This window comes from Exiguobacterium sp. 8H (genome assembly GCF_902506255.1).
GTDB classification, from domain to species: Bacteria; Bacillota; Bacilli; order Exiguobacteriales; family Exiguobacteriaceae; genus Exiguobacterium; species Exiguobacterium profundum.
In genome coordinates, this window is the sequence record NZ_LR733429.1 from 1435736 (window position 1) to 1450194 (window position 14459).

A 14459-nucleotide genomic window follows, 5' to 3' on the forward strand; every position below is an offset into this window, starting at 1 on the left:
ATCCTGATTCATCATTGCTTCCAAATCGATACGACAAGCCCGCCAATGTAGCCAATCATCGCCCCGCTCGCAATCCCATATGTCAATTGAATATGGAAGAAGAACGAGAGGATTACACCGAGTGTCGTCCCCGCAATCAACCCAAAACAAATGATACAATCTTTCCATTCTGGTGAATCCATCTTGCTCCTCCTAACCTATGCGCTCAATCTGACGACTTCATCTCTCCAATCGCTTTGAGACCTTTTAGTGTCCTGACTTTCCGAGTATGATGTTGGACCGCATAAGCCAACATCGCGACGACAGCTATGTTCAATAGGATGGTCCACTGCGCATATGGATTGGAAAGATTCGCTACCACCACAACAAAATTGGCGAGTCCCACTGCTCCATACAGTTGGATGATTCGTTTCTCCCGCTGAATCATCGAATCAAAATCCGAATACAATTGGAACGGTCCGTCACTCGTTCGTTTTCGTAAAAAGATCCACCGATACGACGTATCGACCACTTCGACTCCAACTTCATCTAAGAATGCCATATACGCCTTCGACTCGGGGTGAGAAGGTAAGTTGGACAACAATTCGATTCGGTAGGTGAACGTCCCAGGTTCAACTTGTTTGAACACATATCGCATCAAACGAAAGGATTCAAGCGCCCAACCGGTTTGAGCCATCTCATTGAGCCACTTCTCTTCCTTCTCATAATCAACAAATATGCGATAGACCGTTTTCGTCTTCATGTATCCAACTCCTTCGTCCATTCATGTCCGTGCTGCACCAGTTCTTCTAGTCGCCTTAATTCCGACCGAAGTGCCTCTCGACCAGTTGCCGTGATCTCATACTCTTTCTTCCGCCCCGTACCTTCGAGCGCCTGAATCCAACCTCTCTCTACTAGACTACTGAGGGCGCCGTATAATGTACCTGGCGCGAGTTGAACCCGCCCATTGCTCAATTCTTGAACGAATTGCATCATCCCATACCCATGCCTCGGGACTTGCAGAGATAATAATATATAATAAACCGCCTCGGTTAATGCGCCTGTATTTGACTGTTGTGTCACGTATCCTGCTCCTTTGTATCGTTATTCGTTATATCGTCATCCGATATATCAAAAATATCCTATTTTTGGTTAATTAACAAGAGCTGTGACAAAATATTTTTATTTTGGTCGTTCTTCGTATTGTTTTGGCAATCTTGTTTTGTTTGTCATGAAATCATAAAAAAGGGACTCAATATGTACTGAGCCCCTTGTTTTGTACTTCATGGTTTGTCATGAATATTTAATAATCTTCTTAATCGTTTTCTTGTTTCAATCGGTCGATAATGTTATCTTTCTTTATTTTTGAAACGGAATATAGCATCGAGGCACCCACAATCATGAAAATCATGATGACGACAAACAAAATGCTATTCCACGGCAAGGTAAACGGAGCATCAAACGTATTGATTTGCGCTCGATAGATGAGGTACATGATGAGAAGACTGATGGGAATCCCATACGCAAGGGCTTTCACCCCATAAAAAATGCTTTCATAGTACACCATCTTATTGAATCCTTTCGGAGTCATCCCAACCGAACGAAGCATCGCAAACTCACGACGACGAAGTGAGACGCTCGTTGAAATCGTGTTAAAAATGTTCGCAATCGAGATTAGCGAAATTAGCACGATAAACCCGTACACAAATATTGATAAAAGTAACAACATCTGTTCTTGTTGTTCCCGTTGTTCCGATATGTTAAAGACATACAAATCCAAATTCTGTTCCGCTTCAATCACTTGTTGTGTGTCCTCGGGGTTATCTGTATTCAACGCGATTGACGGACTCGATTGTTTCATCAAATCCCCGATTGCGTCTTCTTCAAACGTCCCTTCTCGTACTATCACATCTAGCCATCCAAGAGAACCTGTCATCACACCGGTCGGGGCGATATCTGTCATTGCGCCAACTTGAATCGTTTTAAGCGGTGCCGCGTCGCCCGTTGCATTCTCGTCCCTCAATTCAAACGTATCACCGATTTCTGTTTCGACCGTCTCTGAAGTGATGAATTTTTTCTGATCCATGTCTTGATACGAGATCTCATCAATCAAGACGGCTCCTGGTACGTCCCCGTCTTCAAAACGACTGACAGGCGCTCCGATTTGTTTCAAGTACGCATTGAAACTTTCATCATCTAATTGATAGAGGGATACGTAGTACATAAATTTTCCGTCAACGATCGTTGATGCCAAATTCTCGTTCTTGGTAATCGCACTCGGTAATTGAGATTTGCTGACCATCGTTTGGACCGTTGCATTTTCAAAATATGTTCCGTTCGTCACATGATCTAACGATTCATAACGTCGTAAATCATTTTGATCAAGCGTTGAACCATTCACAAGAATATCGAAATCATAGTCTGCTTGAGACATGTCAAGGGACTGTTCGAGACGATCAGTGAAGTAACTGACCACTAAAAACAGGACGATACTGATGACGAGCGAGAAGACGGTAACCAGATACCGTTTACGGTTGCGCTTCGTATTCTTCAACCCAATCTCTGCTTCTAAACCGAAAAGACGACGAACTAGTTTTGACGTCTTCACTTGTTTTGACGTCAATCGTACATCTTGCGTTTGACGAATGGCGTCAATCGCAGAAATCTTTGAGGCTCGACGCGCCGGAAGATAGCAGGAAATGAAAATGGTTACGCTCGAAATGAAGAGAGTTAATAGTAAAGTAATCGGTGTGACGACAACTTCAAACTTCTCCGTCACGTTTAACGCTTTTTCGGCAAATGCATTGATGAATAGGAATGTGAACGCAATACCCGTAATCCCCGCCAGGATACCGAGTGGAATGCTAATTCCCCCAATAACCATCCCTTCAAAATAGACCGAGTTCCGCTTTTGTCGCTTCGTAGCCCCGACACTTGCCAACATTCCGAGGTAACGAGAACGCTCCGACACACTGATGGCGAATGCGTTATAGATTAGAGAAATCGAACCGATCACGATGACCGCCATGATGATTCCACCAAATCCATATAGCGTTTTACGCAAGCCATCGTCATTTGTCACTCCATAATAACGAAGCAACGAAGAATTGTAGGCGACACGTTCTATGTTCTGTTCGGTCATCAACTGTTTCGCTTCCGAATAAATCGAGTTGTCTACATCGTTCAAGGCGACGAACGTATCGACTCTTGCTCCATTCAATTCTTGATCATCGATGAATCCGACGACTGTATACCCTGGCGACCAAGTCGGTTCCCAGTCAGGTCGAGCCATCGTTCCAACAACCGTCAATGTCACCGTATCCTCAACGTTTAATTGTTCGAGAATCGTCTCATCTTCTCGGATCAAACCATCATTTTGTGTCAACACGTGACCTGATGACGGATCAATCCGCTCTCCAATCTCAAGTGTCAATTCATCACCGATGTTATAGGTGACGAGGGCATTTTGGCGAATCCCTTCTGAAATGACGACTTCGCCTTCTTTTTCCGGTAGACGCCCCTCAGTCAAGTCAATTGGAAAACTCTTCAATCCGGATGTGTTATAGTTTCGAACATATAAGTATGGTTTGTAAGCGTTTTGTGACTCTTCTAGTTGAGCATAACCATCATTTGAAAGGATGACAGCCTTCGTGTTCGCATCATCCCGAATAGCTTCGACTTGCTTTTCGTTTGTATCTAGATACTGAACATGCCATTCTCCGTTATCTGCGATGTCTTGACGAATCATCAAATCCAAAAAAGAAGATCCGAGCGTTGTGACAGCTGTAATCATCGATACAGAGATGATGACTCCGATGATTGTAACAAGCGAGCGTCGTTTGTTCTCGCGCAAATGCCGAAGTGTCATTTTATTGATGATGTTCATGCGCGGACGACCTCATTCTTCGCAATCTTGCCATCTTCAATCGAAATGATACGATCCGCCTGTAAGGCAATCCGCTCGTCATGGGTAATGATGATGAGCGTTTGATTGAATTTCTTATTGAACAGTTTTAACAGGCTCATGATTTCTTCACTATTTTGACTATCCAAGTTTCCTGTCGGCTCGTCGGCTAAGATAATAGCTGGATTACTAATCAGTGCCCGACCGATGGAAACGCGCTGCTGTTGCCCTCCCGATAATTGATTTGGTAAATGGGTCAATCGATTTGACAAGCCCAAGATGCCGATGATGCGTTCCAAGTGAGCGATATCCACTTTTTGTTCATCTAATAGCATCGGTAACGTGATGTTCTCTTCGACAGTTAAAATCGGAATCAAGTTATAAAACTGATAAATCAAACCGATTTGTCGACGACGGAAAATGGCAAGCTGCGTCTCGTCCAATGCATAAATGTCTGTTTGATCAATCAACACCTGTCCACTCGTCGGCACATCGACACCACCAAGTAAATGCAACAATGTCGATTTCCCCGAACCCGAAGGCCCGACGATACAGACAAATTCACCTTTCTTCACCGTGAACGAGACGTCATCGAGCGCTCTGACCTCCATCTCGTCCTTGCCGTATACTTTCGATAAGTTTTGTACTTCTAATATGTTCATGTTTGCACCCTCCAGTACTTGATCTACTTCGAGTGTACCGAGTGAGTGTGACTCGTCTGTGACTCGAAAGTGACGATTTCGTCACTTAGCGGTCAGACAACTGCTTTATAGAAGCGAATATGAAAATCCGTTCCGACCCCAGGTTCGCTTCGAACAGTCAACTCACCTTCCTGGCTCATAATGATACTGTGTGCCATGGCAAGCCCAATCCCGACACTTTCTTCGCTCGCATTCACACCTTTATAAAACCGTTGGAAAATGTACGGGAGGTCTTGTTTTGCGACGCCAATCCCCGTGTCACGAATCACAATTTCTGTATACAGCGTATTTTCACTAAACTCGATGAATACATCGCCCTGTTCCGGCGTATGCTCCACGCAATTTTTTAAGATGTTGATGAGTGCCTCCGTCGTCCACTTCAAATCACCCTCGAATGTAACATCTTTTTCGCCTTGAACATGGAGTCGTTGCATTTTAATATCAATCGGTACGAGCATCGGTTCCGCTACGGCTTCAATGAGCGCAGGGACAGATACCAATTCGCGCTTGAAATGTATTGTCCCGGCATCAATTTTTGATAGTTTGAGAAGAGAAGACAAGAGCCACTCCATTCGTTCAAGTTGTACTTGTACGTTATGGGTGAATTCTTGACGCTTTTCCTCGGATAGACGAGGGTCACTGAGGAGATCCGCCATGACGGTCATCGAGGTGAGCGGTGTCTTCAATTGATGGGAGATATCGGAGATCGCATCCGTTAACTTCTGTTTATCTTCTTCAAGATACGCGCCTTGTTCAGATAGCATTTTCGTCACTTTGTAGAGTTGGCTCTTTAACAAACTGAGCTCCCCTTCGCGATTATCACGGACATCCAATGTATAGTTGCCATTACTGATTTCTTGAAGATATCCCGAGAGCTGCTCGATTTCTCGATAACGCCATGCCGTGAAACGATACGTAACGCCGAAAAGTATGATTGCTAATAGGACGACCAGAACGGCCGCCTCTATGGACATGAATAAGACGGCAATACCTACAGCTATTCCAATAAAAAATAGACAAGTGAACAAGTATATTCTTATTTCTTGGTTTCGCAACATATTAACGCCCCACCTTGTATCCGATTCCACGCACAGTCGTAATAAGCATCGGGTGTTGTGGATCATCCTCTAGTTTCTCGCGGAGTCGCTTAATATAAACGGTCAACGTATTATCGTTCACGAATTCCCCACCCACATCCCAAATCTGATCGAGTAGTTGGGCCCGTGACAACACTTGCCCTGTATGCCTCCCAAAGATGAGCAACAAACGATACTCGAGCGCTGTCAACAAAATTTCGTCCCCATTCTTTTTTACTTTTGCATCTTGCGTATTGATTTCAACTGGACCAATCGTCAACAGAGGCGAGCGTACGTTTTTATTGTATCGACGAAGTACCGAGTGAATTCGTGAAACGAGTTCTCGGACACGGAACGGTTTCGTGATGTAGTCGTCCGCTCCCATATCGAGTCCCATCACCACATTCACTTCATCATCGAATGCCGTCAGAAAGATGACAGGGATGTCTTGTTGTTGCTTCACGAGCCGACATAAGTCATATCCACTCCCATCTGGCAGTGACAAATCAAAGAGGCATAAATCAATTGTATGTAACTGTTGTTCAATCATAAGCGTCGCGTCAGCCACGTTTTGGCATAACGTTGTTCTAAATTGTTCTTGTTCGAGTGAATATTGGAGACCGGAGGCGATCGTCCGGTCGTCTTCTACGATTAGAATATGCATGGTATTCCCTCCTGACTCTTCTCCCCATAATATAGCAGTCTTTATTCAAGTGAGGTGAGAAATCAAAAATCCCTAACGAGAAATCTCGTCAGGGAGGACAATACGTTATTTGCACGCGGATTAGGATGTTGTAACTCGAAGGCACTCCGGTCGTACGAATCCGACTTCGCCTAAGAATCGTAATGCATCTATCGTCAACTCGTCGAGCTTGATGGATTGAACTTTCGGCTTGGTCTGTTCATCGACCCACACTTTCCAAATCTCGACTTCCTCCGCCGTCTTCAAATGGTCGGTTATATATTCGACGAGCTGTTCGGCTCTCGCATCGGAATAACGCCAACGCAACTCTACTACGTGCGGTTTTGAAGAATACGCCTCGACGTTCTCCATCGCATAATAGAGACTATGTTTAATCTCAATCTCGTCAAGTTGCTCTTCCGACTCGACGTTCATCAAAATCTTTTCATCACGGTCGAGGTCCTCGACGTCTGTCAGAATGTCAGGCAACACGATGCCTTTTTGGATGGCCTCGTTGATAGATAAGAACTCGACATATGGATTTTCGACTTCTTTTAGTGGGTGATTGCTCACAATAAATTGGAATTCACTCATTTGACACTCCCACGGCTAAAGCCGCAAGCTCACCCTTCGCGGGATGAGTGGGATTCTGAAGTGCTTGTGTGAGCGCAGTCCATTTCTGTTTTGCTCAAACCTCCAGATGAGGGTGTGCCATCACCCCTCCTGAGACAGATCATATAGATTCTCAGGCTGATTGACTTTTACCATCAACCACAGGTGCGTATCGGATATTCATCGCACCGACTACATCTCGATGTTTATTAAATCCGCAAGAACACGAATAGGTACGGTCTTTCGCTTTATTCCGACTCCCGCAAGAAGGGCATGTCTGAGATGTATACGCAGGATTGACATATTCAACCTTGATCCCTTCTAGTTTCGCCTTGTACTCGATAAATAATGCCAGGCGATAGAACGACCATGTATGCAGATTCTTATTGTTTTTACGGCTTGTTCTTGCCGTCTGCCGGATATTCGCTAGCTTCTCTAGGCGAATGACAGAAATGTTGTTCTCTTTTGCGAAGTCGACGATCTCACGGCTCACCTTGTGATCCTTGTCTTTCATCCAACGCTGCTCCTTGTTGTCCAGTTCCTTGATCGCGTTCAGCTTCTTCTTTTGACCGAGTTCTTTCCGTCTCGCACGAAACTTGCGTTTCATGTACTTGTTTTCACGACCGTTCCCAAAGAACCTCACCTTGTCGCAATCAGTCGATGCGACCGCCGAGACTTTTAGACCGAGGTCGACACCAAGAACCTTCGTACCGGTCTTCTCCGTCGTGGGGATTGTAACGGCGATTTGGGCCATCCACTTATTAGACTTTTTCGTAATGCGCACCGCGCCCAACTTGTTATTCAGAAGGGAGAAGTTACGATTGTCTCGATCGACCATCTCGGCACGGATCTCTATCCTTTTGACCTTCCCGTCTACCATGATTGGAAGAAAAATGGACTCAAAATCGAACGAATAGTTCTGGTTGTTCCATGTGCAATAAGGTTTCTTCAGGACAGGGACGACCTTGTATTTCGACTTCTTCACTTTCCGGAAGACACTCTGGGCATCTTTGATGACCTGGTTCTTGACGGCACTAGGCAAATGAGCGCAAACACTTTTACTTGTCAATTTGAGCGTCGCTTTAGCATCCGCCATATCAGAGATAAGTTGATTGACCGTCTCGATATATGTTTCTGCCATGCTTTTTAAAACAACTTCCTGTTCTTTTGTCGGCTTCAGTTTAATGTTAACTGTCAGCGTCTGAGACACGGTGTCACCCCCTTGTTTTTTGTTGTTCGACATAACGTTTAATCGTTTCGCTCGATACACTTCCAGCGGTGGAGACGAAATAGAATCGTGTCCAGAGACTCGGCAAATGTTGAAGATGAGGAAATTCTTCTCTTAACTTTTTAGATGTTACTCTCTTTATTTTTGCCATGATGTCAGCAGGACTCAGTGTTGGAGGGGCGTCAAGGAACATATGCGTATGATCTTTATCGCATTCCAAGGCTATAATTTTGATATTCAGTTCTTCGCATATTTCGGACATCAAACCTTTGAAACGTATTTCTACATCGTTACGAAGGAATATCTTTCTTCTGTATCGAGGACAGAAGACGAAGTGATAATTGATTAGAGAAACAGTAGTATGAGTTCTTCTGTAGTTGGTTTCCATATTCATATCGTGTCAGTTTGACCAACAAACTGCAACAAGAAGATTTCCAGATACTTAAAACGCCAAAACCTTCGGATTCTTTACTGACACTCCGCATCCTGCCGAGCTTTCATCCCACCCCTAAAGGAGTGGGCTTTCCCGCTCGGAAATTCTGTAATGGGTCGCTATCGTTTGATCGCACGAATGGATATGAAAAGACCAATCACATATCCGATGATTGAACCGATGACAATACCGTATATAAACGGAAAATCAACTAATAAAGAGATGACGATTCCGCTAACCGTGCCAAATACAAGTCCTAGCCCGACTGCTGATTCGCGCCATTCGCTCATCTTCACCCCTCCTCTTCTTTCCACTCATTACATACGAATCAGCCAGATTAAACGTTTCATCGTCATCTACTATTTTTCATATAAAAAAGGGACCCAGTATTCACTGACCCCCTTCAAAAAACTATTCGACTGTCGAAACCGCCTCAGCGAGTGCTGCCTCTTCTTCATGATATTTCTCGACAAAGGCATCGAGTAACGCTCGTACCTCATCCGTCGATTTCGTTTCCATCAAGTTATGGCGTAGCTCGCTCGCCCCACGGAATCCTTTGACATAAATCTTGAAGAAACGGTGCAAGTTCGAAATCGAACGCGGCACGTCTTCTTGGAATTTATCCTGAAGGTCCAGTTGCAGACGCAATAGATCAAGGTGTTCTTCCATCGAGTGTTCGCGAGGCTCTTTCTCGAACGCGAACGGGTTCTTGAAAATCCCGCGACCGATCATGACACCATCGACCCCGTATTTCTCAACGAGCTCGAGTCCCATTTGACGGTCGAGGATGTCCCCGTTGATGGTGATGAGCGTATCCGGGGCGATCTCGTCCCGCAACTTCACGATGTCCGGGATCATTTCCCAGTGCGCGTCGACTTTACTCATCTCATTGCGCGTGCGCAAGTGAATCGACAAGTTGGCGATGTCTTGTTTCAAGAGATGCGTCAACCAGTCACGCCACTCATCGAGCTTCGCGAAACCTAGACGCGTTTTGACGCTGACAGGGAGACCACCGGCTTTTGCTGCTTGAATGAGCTCAGCTGCAACTTCCGGACGGAGAATAAGACCGCTCCCCTTTCCACGTTTCGCCACGTTCGGGACCGGGCAACCCATATTGATATCGAGTCCTTTATAGCCCATCTCGGCCATCCCGATACTCATTTGACGGAAATATTCCGGATTGTCTCCCCAGATGTGGGCGACCATCGGCTGTTCGTCCTCAGTGAACGTCAAACGACCACGGAGGCTACCTTTTCCTTCCGGATGGCAATAGCTGTCCGTGTTCGCGAATTCTGTGAAGAAGACGTCCGGGCGTCCCGCGTGGGCGACGACATGACGGAAGACGACATCGGTCACATCTTCCATCGGGGCAAGTATAAAGAACGGACGCGGAAGGTCGCGCCAAAAGTTTTCTTTCATCGTAAAATCAGTTCCTTTCATCCATACAGTCCAACAAAATCACTCATCTATTCTATTATGTCCGTCGGATTGTATCAACTGACATTACTCATGATCCGTTTCTTTCGAGCGAATGAGTTGAAAAAAGTGCGGGAATCCTTCGGTCAATAAGTAATGAAGCACACGATTCGTGTATTCCGGTTCAATCGTTCCCGTGCGAAGTAGCGTCTGCAGCACCATCCCGTCAATCCCGGCCATCGTCCATGTCGCGACCGCCCGAGTCATCGGCCCTTGCTCGACTCCGTAAGCCCGTACAAAGATTGCTTCAATGCGCGTGATCCAGTCTTCATATTTCTCTTTGAACTTTTGTTCGATGTCCTCATTGCCAATCATCGCTTCGTGGGCGAGATAAAATTGAAGTCGGCTCTCCGCATCTTTTTGAAGGCGTTCCTGCATACCTTCATAGATTTCCTGGATAATCACCGCCGCTTCCTTTCGATCGTCATGGGAGACGGTCTCAATGCGTTTTACCTCACCGAGCCCCTCGTCCATCACGTCATATAGAATCGCCTCTTTGGACGTGTAGTAATGATAAATCGCACCCGTACTGAATCCGGCCCGCTCCGCAATCCCTCGGAGCGTCGTGCCTTTGATGCCCTGTTCGACGATGATTTCACGCGCAGCTTGTAAGATTTTCAACTTTCCTTCGTTCATCATCATCTCGCACCCTCCTCTGTTTTCAACGCTCATTATACCATAATGATGTGGCGAACTTTCGACACTTCCATGTGAGCTCCCACATCCTATTGACAGCGTTTACAATGCTTTGTTACACTTTTCACATAAACATAACGAACGTTCGGTATGTTTAGTCACTGCATTTATTTCTGATTATCTCATTTTCGAAAGGAGTGTCATGTTATGTTTTTCTTCGAATCAATGCCTTGGTATAACGTTGTCATGTGGTTCGTCGTCCTTGGACTGCTGATGGGGTTGAACGAGTTCGTCCGTTCTGGTAAACGGGCGAGCCAACTTATGTTCATGGCGTTACCGATCGCACTGACTCCAATCTGGTTGTTTGTCGTCGATTCGGAAATCACGTCGTGGTTCCATTGGGTGAAGGTGTATTCGGCACTCGCCGGCGCGCTCATCTACATGGTCATCCGCTTCACGAACTACCATAAGAAACATCCTTGGTATTTAGTACTCGTCCCGGCCATTCTTGCCATCAATATCATGGAGGCCGTTATACGGGAGTTTCAAGTCGGCTTCATGGGATTTGATGGAGTCGTCGACGGTATGAATTACATCTCCGGTGGGTGGAACTACGTCAACGCCTTCGCCGGAATTTTGAACATCCTCACCATTTGTGGCTGGTTCGGCATCTTTGCGACGTCCGGTAAGCGAGTCGATATGATTTGGCCGGACCAGACGAAATTGTGGATCATCGCATATGGGATTTGGAACATCTCCTACGTCTATTCGTGTGCACCAGGTAACGCATTTTATTCCGGATTTGCGTTGAACATTGCCGCGACCATCCCTGCCCTCCTTTGGGCGAAAGGAACATGGATGCAGAACCGTGCCCAAACGCTCTCGATTTGGATGATGTGGGTCATGACCTTCCCTTACTTCTTTGCGGTCGGCAGTACGTTCAACGTGAGCGTCTCGTATAATCCGGCAGCGAACTGGACGCTCGCACTCATCAGTCTTGCCCTCAACGTCGTGCTCGCCGTCATGCAGGTATCACGTATTATGAAACGACGTCTCAACCCGTTGAAAGACGAGCTGTGGACCGATACTGAAGAATACAAACGAGTCGATGCGTTACGAGAAATAGAATCTCCTAATCCTAAGACAGCATGAAAAAGACGAGCCGCGGCTCGTCTTTTGAGTTCCTAGAAATCAAGATGTTGTACGCTCAGAGTAGTCGCCTTTCCTCCAACTGTGACGTGTGAGATTTCTTCTCCTGCTACAGTTAGTTCTACCAAAATTTCTGACGGAAGTTTCATTCCATATCCTTGCTCCATGACAAGCGTAGACGACTTCTTCAAAACAAGAGATTGCTCGAACAGATAACAAGCCAGCGCACCGTTCGACGTTCCAGTGGCAGATTCTTCATCGATTCCATATAGTGGCGCAAAATTTCGTGTATGGGCGATGCCATCCTCCATCGTTTCAAGAGTGAAAAGATGGTACCCAACCACGTCAGATTGTCGACTGATTTCCTTCACTTTTTCGAAGTCCGGTTGAATAGACAATAGTTCAGTAAGCGATTTGATAGGAATCAGGATATCCTGGAGTCCAGTGAAACCGATCAGAATCGGAAAACGATCATCTAATACCTCAAGCGGAACCTTAAGTGAATCAGCAATTTCTTGATGATTTATCACGGGTAAAAATTCTGGGAGTCGCTGCTGCATCATAATAGTCAAATCGTTTCGGATCTCGACCTCTAACACACCAGCTCTCGTCTCTTGTGTAAATCGTCCACTCCCAAGTAGACCTTGTTCTTTCAATACATGAAACGTTGCAATCGTTGCATGACCACAGAGGTCGACTTCCTCTTCAGGTGTGAAAAAACGGACGCGGACTTCCGCATGATGCGATTGACTCACGAAGGCAGTCTCACTGTAACCGACCTTCTTCGCAATCTGTTTCATTTCTAATTCGGTTAAGGCATCTGCATGTAATACGACCCCAGCCGCATTCCCTCCTTCTCCATCTTTTGAAAAAGCATGGACAACATATACATCAATCGATAACATGTTTCAATCTCCTTTAGTCAATCTATAGGATTCTGCAAACTCAACTATACGTTATAATTGCAAGACGACATGATGAAAAATGGGGGGACTTTGATGATTATATGGATTAACGGTGCATTCGGCTCGGGCAAGACAACCTGTGCCAAGCTACTTGAGAAACAGTTGCCGAACGCGTTTCTCTATGACCCGGAACAAGTCGGCTTTTTCATTCGGAACCAATTGCCAAAAAGCCTTCAACAGCCCGATTTTCAGCACCATCCGGAATGGCGGGAGTTCAACTATCGGATGTTGTCGAAGATTGCCACGTCCTTCGATGGGGTCATCCTCGTTCCCATGACATTGGTGGACGCAACGTATGTAGACGAAATCATCGGTCGGCTTCAGCGGGACGGGATCGACGTACGTCATTTGATCCTCGAAGCGCATCGACAGACGCTCGTGAAACGATTGAATAAACGTTTCGAATGGTTCAACTCTTGGGGGAAAGCGCAGATTGTTCGCTGCCAGTCCGCATTTCAATCTGAAATCCATGCAGAAAAAATTGTAACAGATCACCTATCAAAACAAGATGTTGCGCGAGCGGTCGCCGATCATGTCGGTCTCACACTTGCCTCAAAATGATTCAGATTCATACATCGCTTCGGACGGCTCGTCTTCCCATCGGATGACGAGCTCACTTGAATGGGATAGACTCAGCTCCACCGCTTCACACATCGTATCGGTCAACCACATGCAGCGGAACAATAGTTGCCGATATCCGTACAGTTCATCGATGATTTCGAAGCGCCCCATTTTAACAAACTGACCCAATTGTTCGATCGGACATACCGAATAAGACGATTCACCGAAGCGGACGAGCGACGAAGAATCCCGGTCTACGTTCGAGATTGTCACGACGGCACGTCCCGTCCATACCGCTTCCTTCTTGAACAAGTCACGGATGCCATCCGCAAAAACGAGACGGATTGTCGAACCCATAAATGTCGCTTCCGTGATGACCGCGTCATGCAGGGAAAGCGGAACGTTACGAGTTCGAATCGTATATTGCTTCATTCAATCCCTCCTTTTTTGAAACACATAATTCTCAACTGACTTCGTATACATTGGACCTTTCATCGTCTTCTTCACTTCGGCTACATCGACGTCTTTCCCTTTCGGCAATCGGAAATAATCGTCGAGCCCCGTCTGAATGAGTTCATTTGTACTTCCCATGACCCCAATCAGCTCGAACGTTTCATCGAATCGCGCCAACGTCGCATCTCCATGGCTATCGTTACAGAGCAAGATGCCACGCGGCTTCAAATATTGTTTCGTCGCCTGACCGACAAACCCCGCATATTGCGAGATGATCAAGTCAACGGGTTCGATGTCGAGCGGCTGCGTATAGTCCTGACCAAAAAATTCAATCGTACACGGCTCATCATATTCCTTTCGTTGATCCATCAGCTCCTGTACCGTTTCAATTTGCTTGAAGAAACGAATCGTCCCTTTGAAACTGTCGACATAGATGACATGAGGGATGACGAGGGAAGGGGCGACGTCGACGTGACTCCCCGGATAGAGCGCCTGCTTCACGTCAAAAGTATCAGCAATCGTTTCATACACTTGTTTTCGGTCCGCGATTTTTTGTGCATACGTCTCATACATTTTTGTCACCTGTTCAAGATTCATCGATATC

The 14459-nt window shown here is 45.9% G+C and carries 18 protein-coding genes; 2 read left to right on the forward strand and 16 right to left on the reverse strand.

The genetic code is table 11. The features are described from left to right. Nucleotides 1-11: 11 nt before the first annotated feature. The 13 genes from GVY43_RS07335 to GVY43_RS07395 form a co-directional block, all read right to left on the reverse strand. Nucleotides 12-182, reverse strand: a complete 171-nt coding sequence (locus GVY43_RS07335; protein WP_159562700.1) for a hypothetical protein — start codon at nt 180-182, stop codon at nt 12-14. A gap of 23 nt (nt 183-205) precedes the next feature. Continuing rightward, the gene (locus GVY43_RS07340; protein ID WP_159562701.1) at nt 206-742 is read right to left on the reverse strand and encodes a DUF2812 domain-containing protein; all 537 of its coding nucleotides are present in this window, start codon (nt 740-742) and stop codon (nt 206-208) included. Further along, nucleotides 739-1062, reverse strand: coding sequence for a PadR family transcriptional regulator (locus GVY43_RS07345; protein WP_031422720.1), 324 nt, complete (start codon nt 1060-1062; stop codon nt 739-741). Before GVY43_RS07345 ends, GVY43_RS07340 begins: the two co-directional genes overlap by 4 nt. A gap of 232 nt (nt 1063-1294) precedes the next feature. Continuing rightward, the gene (locus GVY43_RS07350) at nt 1295-3865 is read right to left on the reverse strand and encodes an ABC transporter permease (protein WP_159562702.1); all 2571 of its coding nucleotides are present in this window, start codon (nt 3863-3865) and stop codon (nt 1295-1297) included. Next, nucleotides 3862-4545, reverse strand: a complete 684-nt coding sequence (locus GVY43_RS07355) for an ABC transporter ATP-binding protein (protein ID WP_074033830.1) — start codon at nt 4543-4545, stop codon at nt 3862-3864. The genes GVY43_RS07350 and GVY43_RS07355 overlap by 4 nt, the downstream gene beginning before the upstream one ends. A 92-nt stretch (nt 4546-4637) precedes the next feature. Beyond that, complete coding sequence (locus tag GVY43_RS07360) at nt 4638-5642, reverse strand: sensor histidine kinase KdpD (RefSeq protein WP_159562703.1); 1005 nt, start codon at nt 5640-5642, stop codon at nt 4638-4640. 1 nt (nt 5643) lies between these two features. Then, nucleotides 5644-6324 carry a response regulator transcription factor gene (locus tag GVY43_RS07365; RefSeq protein WP_159562704.1) on the reverse strand — a complete coding sequence of 227 codons (681 nt, stop codon included), beginning with the start codon at nt 6322-6324 and terminating at the stop codon, nt 5644-5646. 120 nt (nt 6325-6444) lie between these two features. After that, nucleotides 6445-6936 (reverse strand): hypothetical protein, encoded by a 492-nt coding sequence (locus tag GVY43_RS07370; protein ID WP_159562705.1) that lies wholly within the window; start codon nt 6934-6936, stop codon nt 6445-6447. 151 nt (nt 6937-7087) lie between these two features. Next, a complete protein-coding gene (locus GVY43_RS07375; RefSeq protein WP_159562706.1) occupies nt 7088-8164 on the reverse strand; it encodes an RNA-guided endonuclease TnpB family protein in 1077 nt (358 codons plus the stop codon). A 4-nt stretch (nt 8165-8168) separates the two neighbouring features. Next, a complete protein-coding gene (gene tnpA / locus GVY43_RS07380; protein ID WP_159562707.1) occupies nt 8169-8570 on the reverse strand; it encodes an IS200/IS605 family transposase in 402 nt (133 codons plus the stop codon). Between the two features lie 164 nt (nt 8571-8734). After that, nucleotides 8735-8905: a hypothetical protein gene (locus tag GVY43_RS07385; RefSeq protein ID WP_159562708.1), complete on the reverse strand. Its 171-nt coding sequence runs from the start codon at nt 8903-8905 to the stop codon at nt 8735-8737. A gap of 121 nt (nt 8906-9026) precedes the next feature. Next, nucleotides 9027-10034, reverse strand: coding sequence for a tRNA dihydrouridine synthase (locus GVY43_RS07390; RefSeq protein ID WP_371729715.1), 1008 nt, complete (start codon nt 10032-10034; stop codon nt 9027-9029). A gap of 84 nt (nt 10035-10118) precedes the next feature. Then, the gene (locus GVY43_RS07395; RefSeq protein WP_159562710.1) at nt 10119-10733 is read right to left on the reverse strand and encodes a TetR/AcrR family transcriptional regulator; all 615 of its coding nucleotides are present in this window, start codon (nt 10731-10733) and stop codon (nt 10119-10121) included. A 201-nt stretch (nt 10734-10934) separates the two neighbouring features. On the opposite strand from GVY43_RS07395, the gene GVY43_RS07400 reads away from it, so the two are divergent. Further along, the gene (locus tag GVY43_RS07400) at nt 10935-11879 is read left to right on the forward strand and encodes a DUF5692 family protein (RefSeq protein ID WP_159562711.1); all 945 of its coding nucleotides are present in this window, start codon (nt 10935-10937) and stop codon (nt 11877-11879) included. Between the two features lie 32 nt (nt 11880-11911). On the opposite strand, the gene GVY43_RS07405 is transcribed toward GVY43_RS07400, so the two are convergent. Beyond that, nucleotides 11912-12781: a PhzF family phenazine biosynthesis protein gene (locus GVY43_RS07405; protein ID WP_159562712.1), complete on the reverse strand. Its 870-nt coding sequence runs from the start codon at nt 12779-12781 to the stop codon at nt 11912-11914. 93 nt (nt 12782-12874) lie between these two features. On the opposite strand from GVY43_RS07405, the gene GVY43_RS07410 reads away from it, so the two are divergent. Beyond that, nucleotides 12875-13402: an AAA family ATPase gene (locus GVY43_RS07410; protein WP_074036128.1), complete on the forward strand. Its 528-nt coding sequence runs from the start codon at nt 12875-12877 to the stop codon at nt 13400-13402. On the opposite strand, the gene GVY43_RS07415 is transcribed toward GVY43_RS07410, so the two are convergent. Then, the gene (locus GVY43_RS07415; RefSeq protein WP_074036127.1) at nt 13394-13834 is read right to left on the reverse strand and encodes a hypothetical protein; all 441 of its coding nucleotides are present in this window, start codon (nt 13832-13834) and stop codon (nt 13394-13396) included. The genes GVY43_RS07410 and GVY43_RS07415 overlap by 9 nt on opposite strands. Further along, nucleotides 13835-14452: a hypothetical protein gene (locus GVY43_RS07420; RefSeq protein ID WP_159562713.1), complete on the reverse strand. Its 618-nt coding sequence runs from the start codon at nt 14450-14452 to the stop codon at nt 13835-13837. It lies immediately after the preceding gene. Nucleotides 14453-14459: the final 7 nt, after the last annotated feature.

Bases quoted from the DNA above. Each gene is read 5' to 3' on its own strand.
- GVY43_RS07400 (WP_159562711.1), top strand. From the start codon at position 10,935: ATGTTTTTCTTCGAATCAATGCCTTGGTATAACGTTGTCATGTGGTTC.
- GVY43_RS07340 (WP_159562701.1), bottom strand. From the start codon at position 742: ATGAAGACGAAAACGGTCTATCGCATATTTGTTGATTATGAGAAGGAA.
- GVY43_RS07405 (WP_159562712.1), bottom strand. From the start codon at position 12,781: ATGTTATCGATTGATGTATATGTTGTCCATGCTTTTTCAAAAGATGGA.
- GVY43_RS07385 (WP_159562708.1), bottom strand. From the start codon at position 8,905: ATGAGCGAATGGCGCGAATCAGCAGTCGGGCTAGGACTTGTATTTGGC.
- GVY43_RS07420 (WP_159562713.1), bottom strand. From the start codon at position 14,452: ATGAATCTTGAACAGGTGACAAAAATGTATGAGACGTATGCACAAAAA.
- GVY43_RS07355 (WP_074033830.1), bottom strand. From the start codon at position 4,545: ATGAACATATTAGAAGTACAAAACTTATCGAAAGTATACGGCAAGGAC.
- GVY43_RS07370 (WP_159562705.1), bottom strand. From the start codon at position 6,936: ATGAGTGAATTCCAATTTATTGTGAGCAATCACCCACTAAAAGAAGTC.
- GVY43_RS07390 (WP_371729715.1), bottom strand. From the start codon at position 10,034: ATGAAAGAAAACTTTTGGCGCGACCTTCCGCGTCCGTTCTTTATACTT.
- GVY43_RS07335 (WP_159562700.1), bottom strand. From the start codon at position 182: ATGGATTCACCAGAATGGAAAGATTGTATCATTTGTTTTGGGTTGATT.
- GVY43_RS07365 (WP_159562704.1), bottom strand. From the start codon at position 6,324: ATGCATATTCTAATCGTAGAAGACGACCGGACGATCGCCTCCGGTCTC.
- GVY43_RS07350 (WP_159562702.1), bottom strand. From the start codon at position 3,865: ATGAACATCATCAATAAAATGACACTTCGGCATTTGCGCGAGAACAAA.
- GVY43_RS07360 (WP_159562703.1), bottom strand. From the start codon at position 5,642: ATGTTGCGAAACCAAGAAATAAGAATATACTTGTTCACTTGTCTATTT.
- GVY43_RS07395 (WP_159562710.1), bottom strand. From the start codon at position 10,733: ATGATGATGAACGAAGGAAAGTTGAAAATCTTACAAGCTGCGCGTGAA.
- GVY43_RS07415 (WP_074036127.1), bottom strand. From the start codon at position 13,834: ATGAAGCAATATACGATTCGAACTCGTAACGTTCCGCTTTCCCTGCAT.
- GVY43_RS07410 (WP_074036128.1), top strand. From the start codon at position 12,875: ATGATTATATGGATTAACGGTGCATTCGGCTCGGGCAAGACAACCTGT.
- tnpA (WP_159562707.1), bottom strand. From the start codon at position 8,570: ATGGAAACCAACTACAGAAGAACTCATACTACTGTTTCTCTAATCAAT.